16 protein-coding genes are annotated in these 14,885 nt (G+C 69.6%); 3 read left to right on the top strand and 13 right to left on the bottom strand.

Annotated elements, in window-relative coordinates; genetic code table 11:
• Window positions 1-3: 3 nt before the first annotated feature.
• The 9 genes from ACSQ2B_RS00845 to ACSQ2B_RS00805 form a co-directional block, all read right to left on the bottom strand.
• Window positions 4-501 carry a CC0125/CC1285 family lipoprotein gene (locus ACSQ2B_RS00845; protein ID WP_436046544.1) on the bottom strand — a complete coding sequence of 166 codons (498 nt, stop codon included), beginning with the start codon at window positions 499-501 and terminating at the stop codon, window positions 4-6.
• Between the two features lie 103 nt (window positions 502-604).
• Window positions 605-1,363 (bottom strand): RluA family pseudouridine synthase, encoded by a 759-nt coding sequence (locus tag ACSQ2B_RS00840; protein ID WP_436046543.1) that lies wholly within the window; start codon window positions 1,361-1,363, stop codon window positions 605-607.
• 130 nt (window positions 1,364-1,493) lie between these two features.
• Window positions 1,494-2,798: a replication-associated recombination protein A gene (locus tag ACSQ2B_RS00835; protein ID WP_436046542.1), complete on the bottom strand. Its 1,305-nt coding sequence runs from the start codon at window positions 2,796-2,798 to the stop codon at window positions 1,494-1,496.
• 22 nt (window positions 2,799-2,820) lie between these two features.
• Window positions 2,821-4,218 (bottom strand): Do family serine endopeptidase, encoded by a 1,398-nt coding sequence (locus tag ACSQ2B_RS00830; protein ID WP_436046541.1) that lies wholly within the window; start codon window positions 4,216-4,218, stop codon window positions 2,821-2,823.
• Window positions 4,219-4,322: 104 nt separating this feature from the next.
• Complete coding sequence (locus tag ACSQ2B_RS00825) at window positions 4,323-5,576, bottom strand: MFS transporter (protein WP_436046540.1); 1,254 nt, start codon at window positions 5,574-5,576, stop codon at window positions 4,323-4,325.
• 35 nt (window positions 5,577-5,611) lie between these two features.
• Complete coding sequence (locus ACSQ2B_RS00820) at window positions 5,612-6,076, bottom strand: SRPBCC family protein (protein WP_436046539.1); 465 nt, start codon at window positions 6,074-6,076, stop codon at window positions 5,612-5,614.
• Complete coding sequence (locus tag ACSQ2B_RS00815; RefSeq protein ID WP_436046538.1) at window positions 6,073-6,411, bottom strand: ArsR/SmtB family transcription factor; 339 nt, start codon at window positions 6,409-6,411, stop codon at window positions 6,073-6,075. Before ACSQ2B_RS00815 ends, ACSQ2B_RS00820 begins: the two co-directional genes overlap by 4 nt.
• Entirely contained in the window at window positions 6,402-6,854 is a 453-nt protein-coding gene (locus ACSQ2B_RS00810) for a VOC family protein (RefSeq protein ID WP_436046537.1), read from the bottom strand. Before ACSQ2B_RS00810 ends, ACSQ2B_RS00815 begins: the two co-directional genes overlap by 10 nt.
• Before the next feature lie 162 nt (window positions 6,855-7,016).
• Window positions 7,017-8,522, bottom strand: a complete 1,506-nt coding sequence (locus tag ACSQ2B_RS00805; protein ID WP_436046536.1) for a dipeptidyl-peptidase 3 family protein — start codon at window positions 8,520-8,522, stop codon at window positions 7,017-7,019.
• Window positions 8,523-8,679: 157 nt separating this feature from the next.
• Between ACSQ2B_RS00805 and ACSQ2B_RS00800 the strand changes: the two genes are divergently transcribed.
• Complete coding sequence (locus tag ACSQ2B_RS00800; RefSeq protein ID WP_436046535.1) at window positions 8,680-9,906, top strand: hypothetical protein; 1,227 nt, start codon at window positions 8,680-8,682, stop codon at window positions 9,904-9,906.
• A gap of 148 nt (window positions 9,907-10,054) precedes the next feature.
• On the opposite strand, the gene rplQ is transcribed toward ACSQ2B_RS00800, so the two are convergent.
• From rplQ to rpsM, 4 genes are all read right to left on the bottom strand, one after another.
• Window positions 10,055-10,471 (bottom strand): 50S ribosomal protein L17, encoded by a 417-nt coding sequence (gene rplQ, locus ACSQ2B_RS00795; protein ID WP_436046534.1) that lies wholly within the window; start codon window positions 10,469-10,471, stop codon window positions 10,055-10,057.
• A gap of 215 nt (window positions 10,472-10,686) precedes the next feature.
• Window positions 10,687-11,703, bottom strand: a complete 1,017-nt coding sequence (locus ACSQ2B_RS00790; protein WP_436046533.1) for a DNA-directed RNA polymerase subunit alpha — start codon at window positions 11,701-11,703, stop codon at window positions 10,687-10,689.
• A 76-nt stretch (window positions 11,704-11,779) separates the two neighbouring features.
• Window positions 11,780-12,169: a 30S ribosomal protein S11 gene (rpsK, locus tag ACSQ2B_RS00785; protein WP_056018114.1), complete on the bottom strand. Its 390-nt coding sequence runs from the start codon at window positions 12,167-12,169 to the stop codon at window positions 11,780-11,782.
• A 15-nt stretch (window positions 12,170-12,184) separates the two neighbouring features.
• A complete protein-coding gene (gene rpsM, locus ACSQ2B_RS00780; protein ID WP_436046532.1) occupies window positions 12,185-12,553 on the bottom strand; it encodes a 30S ribosomal protein S13 in 369 nt (122 codons plus the stop codon).
• A gap of 393 nt (window positions 12,554-12,946) precedes the next feature.
• Between rpsM and ACSQ2B_RS00775 the strand changes: the two genes are divergently transcribed.
• Both ACSQ2B_RS00775 and ACSQ2B_RS00770 read left to right on the top strand, forming a co-directional pair.
• On the top strand, window positions 12,947-13,783 hold the full coding sequence (locus ACSQ2B_RS00775) for a VOC family protein (RefSeq protein WP_436046531.1): 837 nt from the start codon (window positions 12,947-12,949) through the stop codon (window positions 13,781-13,783).
• Window positions 13,784-13,853: 70 nt separating this feature from the next.
• Window positions 13,854-14,879, top strand: coding sequence for an adenosine deaminase (locus tag ACSQ2B_RS00770; protein WP_436046530.1), 1,026 nt, complete (start codon window positions 13,854-13,856; stop codon window positions 14,877-14,879).
• Window positions 14,880-14,885: the final 6 nt, after the last annotated feature.

Here is a 14,885-nt window from a genome sequence, read left to right as displayed (position 1 = left end):
GGGTCAGGCCGGGCGACCCAGCGTGCGCCGCACCGCGCGCGCATCGTAGACATCCACGCCCTCGGGCTTGGGGCCGCGGCCCATGAAGACCTCGAGGGTCGCCGCCGCCGCTCCGCCGCCGCCGCCGCCCAGGTCGAAGCCAGTGCCGACGCCCACGCCGACCGCGCTGCGACGGCCGAAGTCGGCCCCGCCGACGCCGAGGCTGATCCGCGGGCCGCGGCTTCCGCCACCGGTCGCCCGCATGGAGCGGTCGGAGACGCGGAACCAGTCATAGCCTTCGGCGAGCGCCAGGTCGGCGGCGCGCATGAGGGCGAAGTCCATCACCTGTTCCGGGGGCGCGCCCGAGCCGCCCTGGAAGGTGACGCGATAGCGGCCGGGCTCGATGCGGTATTCCGAATAGCCGATGGCGGTCGGGCCGGCGGCGGGCTGGTAGACGGTGGGCGCGGTAGCGCAGGCCGCCAGCGTCAGGGCGGCCGCTGCGGCGAGGAGGAACGGTTTCATCTGACTTTGCTCACGGGCGAAAAGCGTTGTGCGTTCCGCGACTTCGCGGATTGAACGGACCAACCTGCGCCGCCGTTCCGGTTCGGTCCAGTTTGGCGCCCGGTCAATCCAGCCTGAGGGCCGCCAGCAAGGCGGCCATGTCGGGCGGCGTCGGCGCCTCCAGTCGTTTCAGCCCGCCGCCCGGATGCGGAAAGATCAGGGCGGCGGCGTGCAGCATCAGCCGCGGCGCCGCGTGGCCCTGCACCGCCAGCGCGCCGCCGTAGCGCGCGTCTCCGGCGATCGGCCGGCCGATCGAGGCCAGGTGCACCCGGATCTGGTGCATCCGCCCGGTCTCGGGATCCAGCTCCAGCAGGGCCGCGGCCGGGGTCGCCTTCTGCGTGCGGTAGCGGGTCCGAGCGCTCTCGGCGTCGGGGTGGTCCGGCGGGCAGACGCGCATATAGGCCTCGCGGCCGATCTCCTCGCGGCGTAGCGCCGCCTCGATGACGCCCTGGTCCGGCTGCGGCGCGCCGGGCGTGACGATCGCCCGATAGGTCTTGGCGAACTTGCGCGCCATCATCGCCTTGCCGAGGAAGCCGGCGGCGGGCTTGGTCTTGGCGGTCAGGATCACGCCGGAGGTGTCGCGGTCCAGCCGGTGGATCAGCCGCGGCCGCGCCTTGCCCGGCTTGGCGAAGGCCCACAGCAGCTCGTCCAGGGTGTTGACCTGCCCGCGCCCGCCCTGGCTCGACAGGCCCGAGGGCTTGTTGAGCGCCAGGATGTCGGGGTCTTCGTAGATCACCAGGCTTTTGACGAGGGCGATCTCGTCGGCGGTGAGCTTGATGGGGACGGGCTCGGCGCGGGCCTTGCGTGGCAGGCGGGGGCTCATGCGCCGAACGCCCCCTCCGTCTCGCTGCGCGAGCCACCTCCCCCGCTGCGCGGTGGAGGATCTGCGGCCAAGATGCTCCACCGCGCAGCGGGGGAGCTGTCGCGAAGCGACTGAGGGGGCATTTTCGGCATCACCCCTTCCGCTGCGCTCGCATCGCCGCCCAGCGTTCCAGCCGCTCCTTGATGCGGACCTCGTTGCCGGAGTCGCGCGGCTTGTAGAAGCTGCGCCGGCCCATCTCCTCGGGGAAATAGTCCTGGCCGGAGAAGCCGCCCTCGGCGTCGTGGTCGTAGGCGTAGCCCTTGCCGTAGCCGAGGTCCTTCATCATCCGCGTCGGCGCGTTGAGAATGTGCTTGGGCGGCGTCAGCGAGCCGGTCTCCTTGGCCGCCTTCATCGCCTGGTTGAAGGCGACATAGACGGCGTTCGACTTCGGCGCGCAGGCCATGTGCACCACCAGCTGCGCCAGCGCGATCTCGCCTTCCGGAGAGCCCAGGAAGTCGTAGGTGTCCTTCGCCGCATTGGCGAGCACCAGGGACATGGGGTCGGCCTCGCCGATGTCCTCGGCCGCGGCGCGGATCAGCCGTCGGGCGATGAACAGCGGATCCTCGCCCCCCTGGAGCATGCGCGCCAGCCAGTAGAGGGCCGCGTCCGGGTCCGAGCCGCGGATCGACTTATGCAGGGCCGAAACGAGGTTGTAGTGCTCCTCGCGATCCTTGTCGTAGGCCGGGCTGCGCTTCTGCAGCACGCGTCCCAGCTCCTTCATGTCGAGCGGCTTGGCCGAGCCGATGTTGAACAGGGTCTCGGCCAGGGTCAGCAGGTAGCGGCCGTCGCCGTCGGCCATGGCCATCAAGGCCTCGCGCGCCTGCGGCTCCAGCGGCAGCGGCCGGCCCTCGAAGGCCTCGGCCTTGGTCAGCAGGGTCCCCAGCGCCGCCTCGTCCAGCCGCTTCAGGACATAGACCTGGCAGCGGGAGAGCAGCGCCCCGTTCAGCTCGAACGACGGGTTCTCGGTGGTCGCGCCGACCAGGGTGACGATCCCCTCCTCCACGAAGGGCAGAAAGCCGTCCTGCTGGGCGCGGTTGAAGCGGTGGATCTCGTCGACGAACAGCAAGGTGGACTGGCCCGCGGCCCGGCGCGCGCGGGCGGCCTCGAACGCCTTCTTCAGGTCGGCCACGCCGGAGAAGACCGCCGAGAGCTGCTGGAACTCGTAGCCGGCTTCCTTGGCCAGCAGGCGCGCGATGGTGGTCTTGCCGGTTCCCGGCGGCCCCCAGAGGATCATCGACGACAGCCGCCCGGCCTCGGCCATCCGCCGGATCGGGCCGCCCTCGCCCAGCAGATGGTCCTGACCCACCACCTCGTCGAGGCGCTGGGGCCGCAGCCGCTCGGCGAGCGGCGACGGAGCCTGAGGGGTCAGGCCCGCGGCTTCGAACAGGTCGGCCATGCGCCGGGCTCTATCATACCTCCTAGCGGAAGGTCGCCGAGATCTGCTGGCCGCCGCGCTCGATGGTGACCTGCCAGGCCTGGGCCGGGCGCGCGGTGGCGGCGACCAGGTCGCCCACCGCCTGGATGCGCCGGCCGTTGACCGAGCGGACGATGTCGCCCGGCTGCAGCCCGACCGCCGCGGCGGGGCCGCCGATGATCTTGGTCACCAGCACGCCCTGCTTGAAGGCGTCGAGGCCGAGATCATCGGCGACCGCCGGCGACAGGTTGACCACCGTCGCGCCGGTGAAAGGATTGCGTCCGGCGATGGTCTGTTCGTCGCGCGCCGGTGTGGCCGGCGCGGCCTGGGCGCGCAAGGCGAGGGTCTGGTCGCGGCCGCCGCGGCGCAGGCCGACGCTGACGGTGTCGCCGACCCGATGGGTGCCCACCGCATAGTTGACGGCGGAGGCGTCGACGACGGCGCGGCCATCGACCGAAAGCACGACGTCGCCCTGCTTCACCCCGGCGCGGTCTGCCGGTCCCCCCGGCCAGACGTCGGCGACCAGGGCGCCGGAGGGCGTGGCCAGGCCCAGGCTGCGGGCCATCTCCGGCGTCACGCTCTGCAGCCGCGCGCCGAACCAGGGCCGGACCAGGGTGTGGCCGCCGCCCACCGCCGTCTCCACCACCCGGCGCACCAGGGCGCCCGGAATGGCGAAGCCGACGCCCGAGGAGGTGCCCGAACGGGAGAGGATGAAGCTGTTGATGCCGATCAGGTCGCCGTTCATGTCGACCAGGGCGCCGCCGGAGTTGCCCGGATTGATCGCCGCGTCGGTCTGGATGTAGGCCGAACCTGCGTCGCTCGACGGATCGCCCGAGCGGTTCAGCGCCGAGACGATGCCGTTGGTCACCGTCTGGCCGACGCCGAAGGGGTCGCCGATCGCCAGCACCAGGTCGCCGACCTGGGCGTCGCCCAGATCGTTGATGGCCAGCGTCGGCAAGCCGGTGACGTCGATCTTCAACACGGCCAGGTCGGTGCGCGGATCGGCCAGCAGCACCCGGGCCGGGAACTCGCGGCGGTCGGCCAGCGCGACAGTGATCTCCTGGCCGCCCTCCACCACGTGGTTGTTGGTGACGATGACACCGTCGGCGCGGACGATCACGCCGGAGCCCAGCGAGCCCTCGATCCGGCTGCGGGGCGCGCCCATGCCGAACAGCTCCCAGAAGGGGTCCGTCTGCTGGCGCACCAGGCGCTTGGAGGAGATGTTGACGACCGCGGGCGCGGCCTTCTTCACCACGGGGGCGAAGGACATCTTCATCGCCGCAGCGCTGGTCGGCGGCGTCCGGGTCGCCGGCGGAAGGGTCGTCTGGGCCTGGGTGTCGCGGGGCGGCGAACAGGCGGCGAGGAGGATGATGGCGGGAATCAGGACGCGGTAGTCGCGCATAGGCTCTCCGGTTCACCTGGCGACGGCGCTCAGGGTCTCTTGCAACGGCGGAACTCAGCCAAGGTTTCGGGCGCAAATTGGGCGCTCGCGGCGCTCCCGTCCAGTCAGGCGGCCGGCTCTCGCGCGTTCCCGTGCGGCGCGACGGCCACGGCGACCACAAGGGCGCCCAGCGCCAGGAGGCCGGCGGCGATCAGGAAGGCCGCGCCGGTCGCCGCCGCCCCTCGCTCCGGCTGCGCCGACCAGGCGTAGATGTAGCCGAAGGCCGCCGGCGCGATCATGCTGGTGAGGCCGGCGATGCTGCTGTTGGCGCCCTGCAGCCGCCCCTGCTCGCTGGGGCCCACCCGACGGGTGGCGATGGCCTGGAATCCCGGCCCGAACAGGCCGAGCAGGGCCCCGACCGGCGCGCCCAGCAGAAAGAGCGCCCCGCTCGGCGCCAGGCCGTAGATGACCAGGGCCGCCGCCCCGGCCAGGAGGCCGGCGACCAGGGTCCGCACCTCGCCGATCCACCGCACGACCCGCGGCACCAGGCCGGCCTGGACCACCAGGCCGAAGACGCCGGTCAGCGCCAGGACCGAGCCTGTCACCTGCAGCGACCAGCCGTAGCGATTGCCGGCGTAGAGGATGAACAAGGTCGGCAGCACCGCATGGGCGAACTGCATCAGGAAGTTGACCACCGACAGCCACAGGAGCTCGGGGTGGGAGCCCAGGAAGCCCAGCGAGGCGACGGGATTGGCCTTGCCCCAGCTGAACGGCGCGCGATGTTCCGCCGCCAGGGACTCCGGCAGCACCAGCAGGCCGTAGACGGCGGCGACCAGGGTCACCCCCGCGGCGACGAAAAACGGCAGCCGCAGGTCGATCGCCCCCAGCAGGCCGCCCAGGGCGGGCCCGACGATGAAGCTGAAGCTCCAGATGGCGCCGGTCAGGCCGAACCGCGCGGCTCGCTGCTCCGGCGGGGTGACGTCGGCGATATAGGCCGTGGCCACCGAGAAGCTCGAGGCGGTGAAGCCCGACAGCACCCGACCGAGGAACAGCCAGCCCAGGTTGGGCGCAAAGGCCATGAGCAGATAGTCCAGGCCCAGCCCCGCGATCGAGGCCAGCAGCACCGGGCGGCGTCCGAAGCGGTCCGACAGCGCCCCCATGATCGGCGCGCCGAAGAATTGCGCCACCGCCCAGGCCGCGGTCAGGATGCCGATGTATCGCCCGGCCGCGGCCGCGTCGCCGTGCTGGAACTGCTGGATCAGCGGCGGAAAGACCGGGATCAGCAGCGCCATCGACAGGGTGTCGAGGCCCAGGCTGACCAGGATGAAGCCGACCGCCGCGCGGTCGTCGGCTGGTCTGGCGTCAGCGTTGGCTGTCATCCGCCTCCTCAGACCTTCGACGCGCCGCATCAGGCTCACGCCGCGCTCCGCAGGCTCGCCAGCTGAGCCTGCCAGAACTCCGCCAGGCGAGTCAGCAGGGCCGCATCGGGGAAGCCGTGCCGGGCGGCGCTGTCCGCCGGAACACGGTCAAAGCCGCGGTGCTCGACGCTGACCCGCGTCTCCTCTCCCAAGGCTTCGAACACCACCTCGACCTCGGTGGCGAGATCCGGCGGAAAGCTCGCCTGGCGCCACGAGAAGACCACGCGCCTGGGCGGCTCCCAGGCGAGCACGCGGCCGATCTCGAACACCTTGCCGCCCTCCAGGGTCTCGATGAGCCGACCGCCGTCGCCGCCTTCAAAGGCGAGCCGGCCGGGCGCCCGCGGGGTCGTCTGGAACAGGGCGCTCGGCCGCCACCAGGCGCCGATCTCGCCCGTGAAGACGGCGAAGGCCCGCTCCGGCGAGGCCTTGACGCGCAGGGCGACGAGCACCTTCGAGCTCATCGATCCGTCTCCAGGTGGGCCTTGAACGCGGCCAGCTGCTCGACCCACAGGTCCTCCGCCTCCGCCAGCCAGGCCTTGAGCTCGGCGATGGGTTCGCGCCGCAGGGCGTAGATCCGCACCCGCGCGTCGAACTCCGGATGGGTCTCCTCCACGAGACCGCAGGCCTTCAAGGCGCGCAGGTGGCGGCTCATCGCCGGGGGCGTCAGGCCGAGCTCGCGCGCCAGGTCGCCCGCCGCGCGAGGCCCCGCCGCCAGCAGATCGACCGTGCGCCGCCGGCTGGGCTCGGCCAGGGCCGCCAGAGTCCGGTCCAGACCGGAGCTCGGGCTCACACCCATCCGGTGATCTTCAGGCCGCTGGCCTGCTCGGCCTCCTCGCGGGACACCTGGCGCGTGGTCTGGGCGACCGTCCAGATATGCCCCTCAGGGTCACGGCATCGGTAGGTTCGCGCGCCGTAGAACTGGTCCGCCGGCTCCGCCAGGATCTCGGCGCCCGCGCCGCGCGCCCGGGCGCAGTGGGCGTCGACGTCGACGTCGATATTGATGTGAACCGTCTGGGTCGTCTTGCCGCCGATCGAGGCGGGGCTGCGATGGTCCTCGCTCCACTCGTTCCCGATCATGATCAGGGCCTCGCCGTGGCGCATCTCCGAATGGGCGAGATCGCCCTCGGCGTCCTCGATCAGCATGGCCAGCTCGAAGTCGAACGCCCGCTCCAGCCAGGCCAGGGCCGCCTTCGGGTCGCGGTAGCAGACGGCGGATATCAACCCTCTCGCGTCGGCCATGGCGATCTCCTTGCTAATTTCGACAATATTTAACCCATATCGCAACTACTTTGTCAACTGGGATCCTCCTTCCGGTGTCATCCCGGTTTCGCGAAGCGAAGAGCGGGATGACCGAGGAAGTGGCTGAAAAGCGCGCGCCTGACCGGGACTCGGCTCCGCCGCTCACACCTTGTCCGGATAGACCGGCGCGATGTCGACGGGGATGTCGCCCAGAGTGGCGTTTACGGCCCGGGCGTTGTCGTCCAGATGGGCGTATCTGTCGAACAAGGCGACCATTCCGGCGTAGTCGCCGTCGCCCTGCAGCCGGACGATCTCGGCCGTGAGGTCGCGGATGCCCACGGCCATGGCCGCCTCGTCCACCCGGAAGCGCTTCTGGCCGGCGTCCCAGCTGAAGGCGCCCTTGCTCTTCAGATAGCCGTATTGCAGGGCCGCGCCCCGGCCGTGCGCGTCGCCCTCGCCCCAGCGCGCGGCGCGCAGCAGGCCGGCGAAATAGGTGACCAGGATCTGCGGCCGCTCGGCCGCCGGGATCTGGCCCTTCTGCATCATGAAGAGAACGTTGTAGGCGCCCATGACGTCGGCCTTGGCCTCTTCGGCCGTGCCGTGGATGTCCTTCAGCTCCGCCTGCACGGTGGTCGCGCGGCCGTTCAGCGTGATCGAGCCCGGGCCCAGGCTGTGCGACAGCTCGTGGAACAGGGTCTCGTAGATCATGTACTGGCGCGTCACGAGCGGGACCTGGTCGGCGACCAGGGCGCGGGCGGCGATCGGCTGCAGGATCTGCTGGTACTTGGCGCCCAGGACATTGGCGAGGATCACCTTCTTGGCGCCCTTGGCCTCGCGCACCCGCTCGTCGTTGGGCAGGTTGAAGGCGATGGTCTGCGGCCCATGCAGGTTGTCGCCGCCGCCGCGCACCTGATCAGCCACGGCGATCGGCGAGGCGGCCCCGCGCTTGAAGTTCTTGTAGCGGTCGTCGACCGGCAGGTTGGCTTCCATGTCGCGCAGATAGCCTTTGAAGACCGCCAGCCTGGCGCTCTCCTTCGGATCCTTGACGGTGACGAAGGCCTCGAAGGCGGTCTTCTGGCCGTAGAGCTCGTCGGTGTAGGTCTCGTAGGGGCCGATCGCCACCTCGATCGGCGTGCCGGCGACGTCCATCCAGGCCATCTCGGAGGCGTAGTAGTCGTTGCTGCGGAAGGCCTGGGCCCGGAGCGTCAGGAAACGCTTGAGGCTGGCGTTGCGCGTCGCCTTGGCGGCCTCGTCGAGCAGGGCGGCCGCACGCGTCAGCTCGGGCTTGTAGGCCACGGAGTAGGGCGTGGTGACCAGGCGATCGCCCTTGCGCTCAACGACCGTGTAGCCGTCCAGCAGGGCCGCACGCTCCGCCGGATGGGCGGCGATATAGGCGTCGAGCTCGGCCTTGGTCAGGTCGGCCGGATAGAAGCCGTGGCCGGGCCCCTGCCCCGCCGCCTGCTTGTCGTAGATGGCGCTCATCGCGTCCGCCGCCTGGATCAGCAGGTTCACCACCTTGCGCTCCTGCGGCGTCAGGAAGGCGGTGTCCGGATGCATGACCACACGGGCGTAGCCGGCTTGCGCCTCGGCCGCGGCGGGGACGGCGCCGGCGATCGACGGGCCGGCCGAGATCGCCAAAGCCAGGAGGAACGGAAGTAGCGGACGCATCGGGCGGGCTCCCTGGAACGATGGCCCCCGCTTAACCTGTTACATCGAATGTGACGAGTGGCCGATGTGGCAAGGCTGCCAAGTCCGCGCTGGACGCAGTGAACCCTTCCTTCACGCAAACGGCCGTCCTCTGAACGTCTGAACTGAGCTTTGCGCCATGTCCTCCTTCGCCTGTCTCCGCATCGAGCTGCCGCACAACTGGGCTGAAGCGCACGAGCCGATCCGCGGATCGGTCCAGAAGGTCACGGAGGCCTATCTCGAGACCCGCTGGCTCTGGCCGCGGCGGTTCACGCCGCTGACCGACCTGGCCTTCGTCCTGGTGGACCCGCGGGTCGCCGAGCTCGAGATCGCCGAGCTCCGCCGGCTCGCCGACGAGCTTCAGAACCATCTGTTCGGCAGCGGCGGCGAGGGCGAGGTCTCGCTGCTGCTGTTCGAGGGCTCGACGGACTCGGTCATAGCCTTCGGCAAGATGAAGCATGAGGAGATCGCCGCCCTGCTGGCCGCGCCAGGCAAACTGCCGCTCGGCGGCCGGCTGCTGCGCATCCGCCCTGGCGAACACACCCCGGTGGAGCACCTCAACGCGCCATCGCCAAAGGACGGCCCGCGCGTGGCGGCGGCGGCCTCGCAAGCTGTAGCCCAGCCCGCCCCGCCGCCGACCCTAGCCCGCTCGCCGCTCGTGGCAGGTCTCCTCGGAACCTACCTCTTGTCGCGACAGGTCTTCGTCGCCGACATGCTGGCGGTCTCGACGATCGGCCAAGCCGGCTACGCGTGCGTCGTCGAGGACGAATACCTCATGCCGCAGGACGACCTCGCCTTCGACGAAGCCTGTTTCCGCGGGATCAGCCAGGTGCTGGCGCAGAAGGCCGGCGGCCTGCCGCTCGGCGTGCCCGTCTCCTTCTCGCACATCACCCGGCCGGACCATGCGGCGCGGTTCGCCGCGATGCTCGCCCTCCTGCCCAAGGCGCGGCGGGGCGAGCTGAACGCCAGCCTCTATCGCCTCCCCCGCCAGCTGGCGAACGGCGTGGCGCCGCTCCGCCCGCTGCTCGACCCGCACTTCTGCAGCCTCAACCTGATCACCACGGATCCGCGGTTCGAGGTCGAGCAGCTCGCCGCGCGAAGCGTCAACTGCGTCGTCTTCTGCCTGAGGGAGCACGACGCGACGGCGCGCCACGCCGCCATGCGCGCCTTCGCCGGCCGGCGCGAGGCCTATCAGCGCCGCGGGGTGCGCCAGGTGCTGGCGAACGTCCGCACCCGGGCGGAACTGGAATGGGCCGCCCAGCTCGACCTGCAGATCGTCTCAGGGCCGGCGGTCAGCGGTTTCCTCGACGCGCCGGTGGGCGGCCGGGCGCTGCCGCTGCCGAAACTGCCGCTGACCGCGGCCTGAGCGGTCGGCGTCCGATTCGTCGAACGGCGGCGGGGCCGACATGTGCCAAGCTGTTCGCGATCCGCCTCCACTCGCAGCCGAATTCGAAATGCAAAAACCCCGGACGTCGCCGTCCGGGGCTTTCGGATTTCAGCTGGACAGCTGGAGCCTAGTCTTCGCCGAAGGCGGTCTCGAGCACCGGACCGGAGTCCTTGCCCTTTTCCGACGGGTCGCGGTCGACGAACTCGATCACCGCCATCGCGGCGTTGTCGCCGTGACGGTAGCCGGCCTTCAGCACGCGGATGTAGCCGCCGCTGCGACCGGCGTAGCGCGGACCCAGAACCGCAAACAGCTTGCCGACCTGCGCCACGTCGCGGACCTGGCTGATCGCCTGGCGGCGCGCATGCAGATCGCCGCGCTTGGCCAGGGTCACCAGCTTCTCGACGAAGGGCCGGAGCTCCTTGGCCTTCGGAAGCGTGGTCACGATCTGCTCGTGCTTGATCAGGCTCGCCGACATGTTGGCGAACATGGCCGTGCGGTGGCTGGTGGTCCGGCCCAGTTTCCGGTGGGCTTTGCCGTGACGCATATCCAATCTCCTGGGCCACCTGGCCCGCTGGACGCTCCCGATCTCAGGGGAAGGCGTCCTACCTAATCAAGTCCCAGCCTGCTCCCGCCTGGGTCGTTGCGAAGCGCCGGGGCCCTCCACCGCTGTTGCGGCTTCACCGGGCCCAGACCGCCGAAACGGTCCGAAGTGGCGCAATTCCTAAATCCAAAATCTGCCGAGCAGATTTTGGGGCAGTCTTACATCTGGTCTTCGAACTTCTTGGCCAGCTCTTCGATGTTCTCCGGCGGCCAGTTCGGCACATCCATGCCGAGGTGCAGACCCATGCCGGCGAGCACTTCCTTGATCTCGTTGAGCGACTTGCGCCCGAAGTTCGGGGTGCGCAGCATCTCGGCTTCGGTCTTCTGGATCAGGTCGCCGATGTAGACGATGTTGTCGTTCTTCAAGCAGTTGGCCGAACGGACGGAGAGTTCGAGCTCGTCGACCTTCTTGAGCAGCGCCGGGTTGAACGGCAGCTCCGGCTTGGCCTCGCCTTCGACCTTCTTCTTCGGCTCTTCGAAGGTGATGAAGATCTGCAGCTGGTCCTGGAGGATGCGCGCGGCGTAGGCCACGGCGTCCACCGGCGAGACCGCGCCATTGGTCTCGACTTCCATGATCAGCTTGTCGTAGTCGAGGCTCTGGCCCTGGCGGGTGGGCTCGACGCGATAGGCGACGCGCTTGACCGGGGAATAGAGGGCGTCGACGGCGATCAGGCCGATCGGCGCGTCTTCCGGCCGGTTCATTTCGGCCGGAACATAGCCCTTGCCGGTCTGCACGGTGAACTCCATGCGCACCTGGGCGCCCTCGTCGAGGGTGCAGAGCACATGGTCGCCGTTCAGGATTTCGATGTCGGCCGGAGCCTCGATCTGGCCGGCGGTCACCGGGCCGGGACCGGTCGCCCGCAGCGTCATCCGCTTCGGGCCTTCCGAATGCATGCGCACGGCGAGCTGCTTGATGTTCAAGACGATGTCGACGACGTCCTCACGCACGCCTTCCATCGACGAGAACTCGTGCACCACGCCGTCGATCTGAACGGCGGTCACCGCGGCGCCCTGCAGCGAGGATAGGAGAACGCGGCGCAGGCTGTTGCCCAGCGTCACGCCGAAGCCGCGCTCGAGCGGCTCGGCCACCAGACGCGCCTTGCGGCTGGCGTCGGCGCCGGTCTCGATCATCGGCTTCTCGGGACGGATGAGCTCGTTCCAGTTTCTTTCGATCACGGATGGTGTCCCTCGAAACGCAGGATCGCCGGCCGCATCCGCGGTCCGGCGCCTTCGAAATTGCAGTACTTAACGACTAGACGCGCCGGCGCTTGGGCGGCCGGCAGCCGTTGTGCGGGATGGGGGTCACGTCGCGAATGGTGGTGATCGTCATGCCGACGGCCTGGAGAGCCCGAAGCGCCGATTCACGTCCCGAACCCGGGCCGGAGACGTTCACTTCCAGGGTCTTCACGCCATGCTCAGCAGCCTTGCGGCCCGCATCCTCGGCGGCCATCTGGGCGGCGTAAGGGGTCGACTTACGCGAACCCTTGAAGCCCATCATGCCCGCAGACGACCAGGAGATGGTGTTTCCCTGGGCATCCGTGATGGTGATCATGGTGTTGTTGAACGAGGCGTTCACATGCGCCACGCCCGAGGTGATGTTCTTACGCTCGCGGCGTTTGACGCGCGCCGGTTCCTTAGCCATCGGAGATCAGCTCTCTTACTTCTTCTTGCCGGCGATCGGCTTGGCCGGACCCTTGCGGGTCCGGGCGTTGGTGTGGGTGCGCTGACCGCGAACCGGCAGGCCCTTACGGTGACGCAGGCCGCGATAGCAGGCCAGGTCCATCAGCCGCTTGATGTTGACGGCGGTTTCACGGCGCAGGTCGCCCTCGACCGTGAAGTCGCGGTCGATCGCCTCGCGGATCTGCAGCACTTCCTGGTCGGTCAGCTGATTGACGCGACGAGCGTCTTCGATGCCGACCTTGCTGACGATCTGCCGCGCCTTCGCTGGGCCGATGCCATGGATGTACTGCAGCGCGATGACGACGCGCTTGTTGGTAGGAATATTTACGCCAGCGATACGGGCCACGTGGAAATCTCTCCTGGTCACGCAAGAAAAGCGCGAACAGCGCCCCAGCCCCACGACCCGAAGGCCAGGCCGGCGCGTCCTTCGCGCTCTTTCGCGGAAGCGCCCCGTTATAGGGATGGAAGCGCGCCCGTCAATGCGTAAACGCGCAAATATGGATGCGACCCGCGCGAGGCAAGGGTCAGCCCTTGCGCGCGTCCGTCAACGCCCCACCGCGCCCGAGCATCCACCCGGGCGGTTAAGAAAAGCATGACGGAGGGATCGGGCGCAATCAAGGCCGCTCGGGTGCGGCCACTCGCCCTCCGGGGCGATTCGGATTGGTTGGCGGCGGCCGAGCCCAATTGATCGGCGCCGCGGAAGTGCCCAGCCTGGGGCGAACCCAGGCCGCGACGCCAGATGGCTACGGACGCCGACATGTCGAAATCCATCCGCGCCACGCGCGTCAACCACATGAACGCGGTGATCGAGAACCTTGACGAGAGCGTCGCCCACTTCCGCCGGCTGTACGGGGCCGAGCTCGTGGTCGACCTGCCACAGCGCGAGTGGAACGCCTGCCTCATCCACGTCGGGCGGGTGATCATCGAGCTGTTCGCGCCGCACGCCTTTCTGCTGAACGCGCGCTACGGACCCCACTATCTCGGCGTCGAATACCAGGCGGACGTGGACGAGGTCCGGGAGGTCGTCGCCGCACATGGGGTCCGGCTGATCCGGGACATCGGCGCAGCCGTGCACACCCATCCCGCCGACTGTTTCGGCGTCGCCTTCGAATTCTACAGCGGCGACTTTCACGAACGCGACTGGCCGCTGCTGGACGGACCGATGAAGCCGCCGGCGTTCTGGCGCGACGAGCACCCGCTCGGCCTGACCGGCCTCAAGGGCTACACGATCGCGGTCGAGGATATCGCCGCCGCCAGCGCCTTCCTGCAAAGCTTCCTGGGCGCGGAGGCGGCGTACGAAGCCCCCCGCCCCGCAGTTTCGGCGCGCGCCGTCGGCCTGCAGGCGGCCGACGCGGTCATCGAACTCGTCACGCCGGTCGGGGACGGGGTGATCGAGCGGCACCTCCGCAGATACGGCGAAGGCATCCGCTCGACGGTGTTCGCCGTCTGCGACATCGAACGAGCGAGGCGTCACTTTATCGCGGAGGGCGTCGACCTCGTCCCCGGCGACTCGCCAGGCGCCTTCGCCGTGCCGGCGGAGCTCAACCAGGGGCTCATGTTCGAGTTCTCGGAGTGATCGTCGGCTAGAACAGGCCCGTCGGCTTCACCGCTTGACGCGGGCGTGGCGGGACAGACACTCCAGGCCCATGGTCTCCCTCCCCGACTTCATCCGCGGCCTGCCCAAGGCGGAGCTGCATCTGCACATCGAAGGCAGTCTCGAGCCCGAGCAGATGTTCGAGTTCGCCAAGCGCAACGCGATCGCCCTGCCCTTCGCCTCGGTCGAGGCCCTGCGCGCGGCCTATGACTTCGCCAACCTCCAGGACTTCCTGGACATCTACTACCAGGGCGCCGACGTGCTGCGGACGGAGGCGGACTTCCGCGACCTGGCGCTGGCCTACTTCCATCGCGTCGCCGCCGACGGCGCGCGCCACGTCGAGCTGTTCTTCGACCCCCAGACCCACACCGCGCGGGGCGTTCCATTCGGCGTCGTCGCCGAAGGCCTGCTGGCCGGCATGGCGCAGGCGCAGCGTCAGCTGGGCGTCAGCTCCAAGCTGATCCTCTGCTTCCTGCGCCACCTCGACGAGGACGCGGCCTTCGCCACCCTGCGGGAGGCCGAGCCCTGGCTCGACCGGATCGTCGGCGTCGGCCTGGATTCCTCGGAGGTCGGCCATCCCCCGGCGAAGTTCGCCCAGGTGTTCCGCGCCGCCCGCGAGCGCGGCCTCAAGCTCGTCGCCCACGCCGGCGAGGAGGGCCCCCCGGCCTATGTCTGGGAGGCGCTGGACCTGCTGCACGTCGACCGGATCGACCACGGCAACCGCGCTCTGGAGGACGACGCCCTGGTCCAGCGGCTGGTGCGGGAAAAGCTGACGCTCACCGTCTGCCCTCTTTCCAACCTGAAGCTCTGCGTGGTGTCCGACCTGGCCGGCCATCCGCTGAAGCGGATGCTGCAGCTGGGGCTAAAGGCCACCGTCAACGCCGACGACCCGGCCTATTTCGGCGGCTATCTGGCGGAGAACTGGATCGCCGTGAGCCAGGCCCTGGCCCTCACGCGCGAGGACCTGATCGTGCTGGCGAAGAACAGCTTCACCGGCTCCTTCCTGACGCCCGACGAGGTCGCCGGCCATCTGGCGGCGATCGACGCCTACGCCGCGGCCCAGCCTGCCATCGCCTGAGGAGAC

It is taken from the genome of Phenylobacterium sp. LjRoot225, assembly GCF_964252855.1.
Taxonomy (GTDB): domain Bacteria; phylum Pseudomonadota; class Alphaproteobacteria; order Caulobacterales; family Caulobacteraceae; genus Phenylobacterium.
This window is presented reverse-complemented; position numbering and strand designations above follow the sequence as displayed.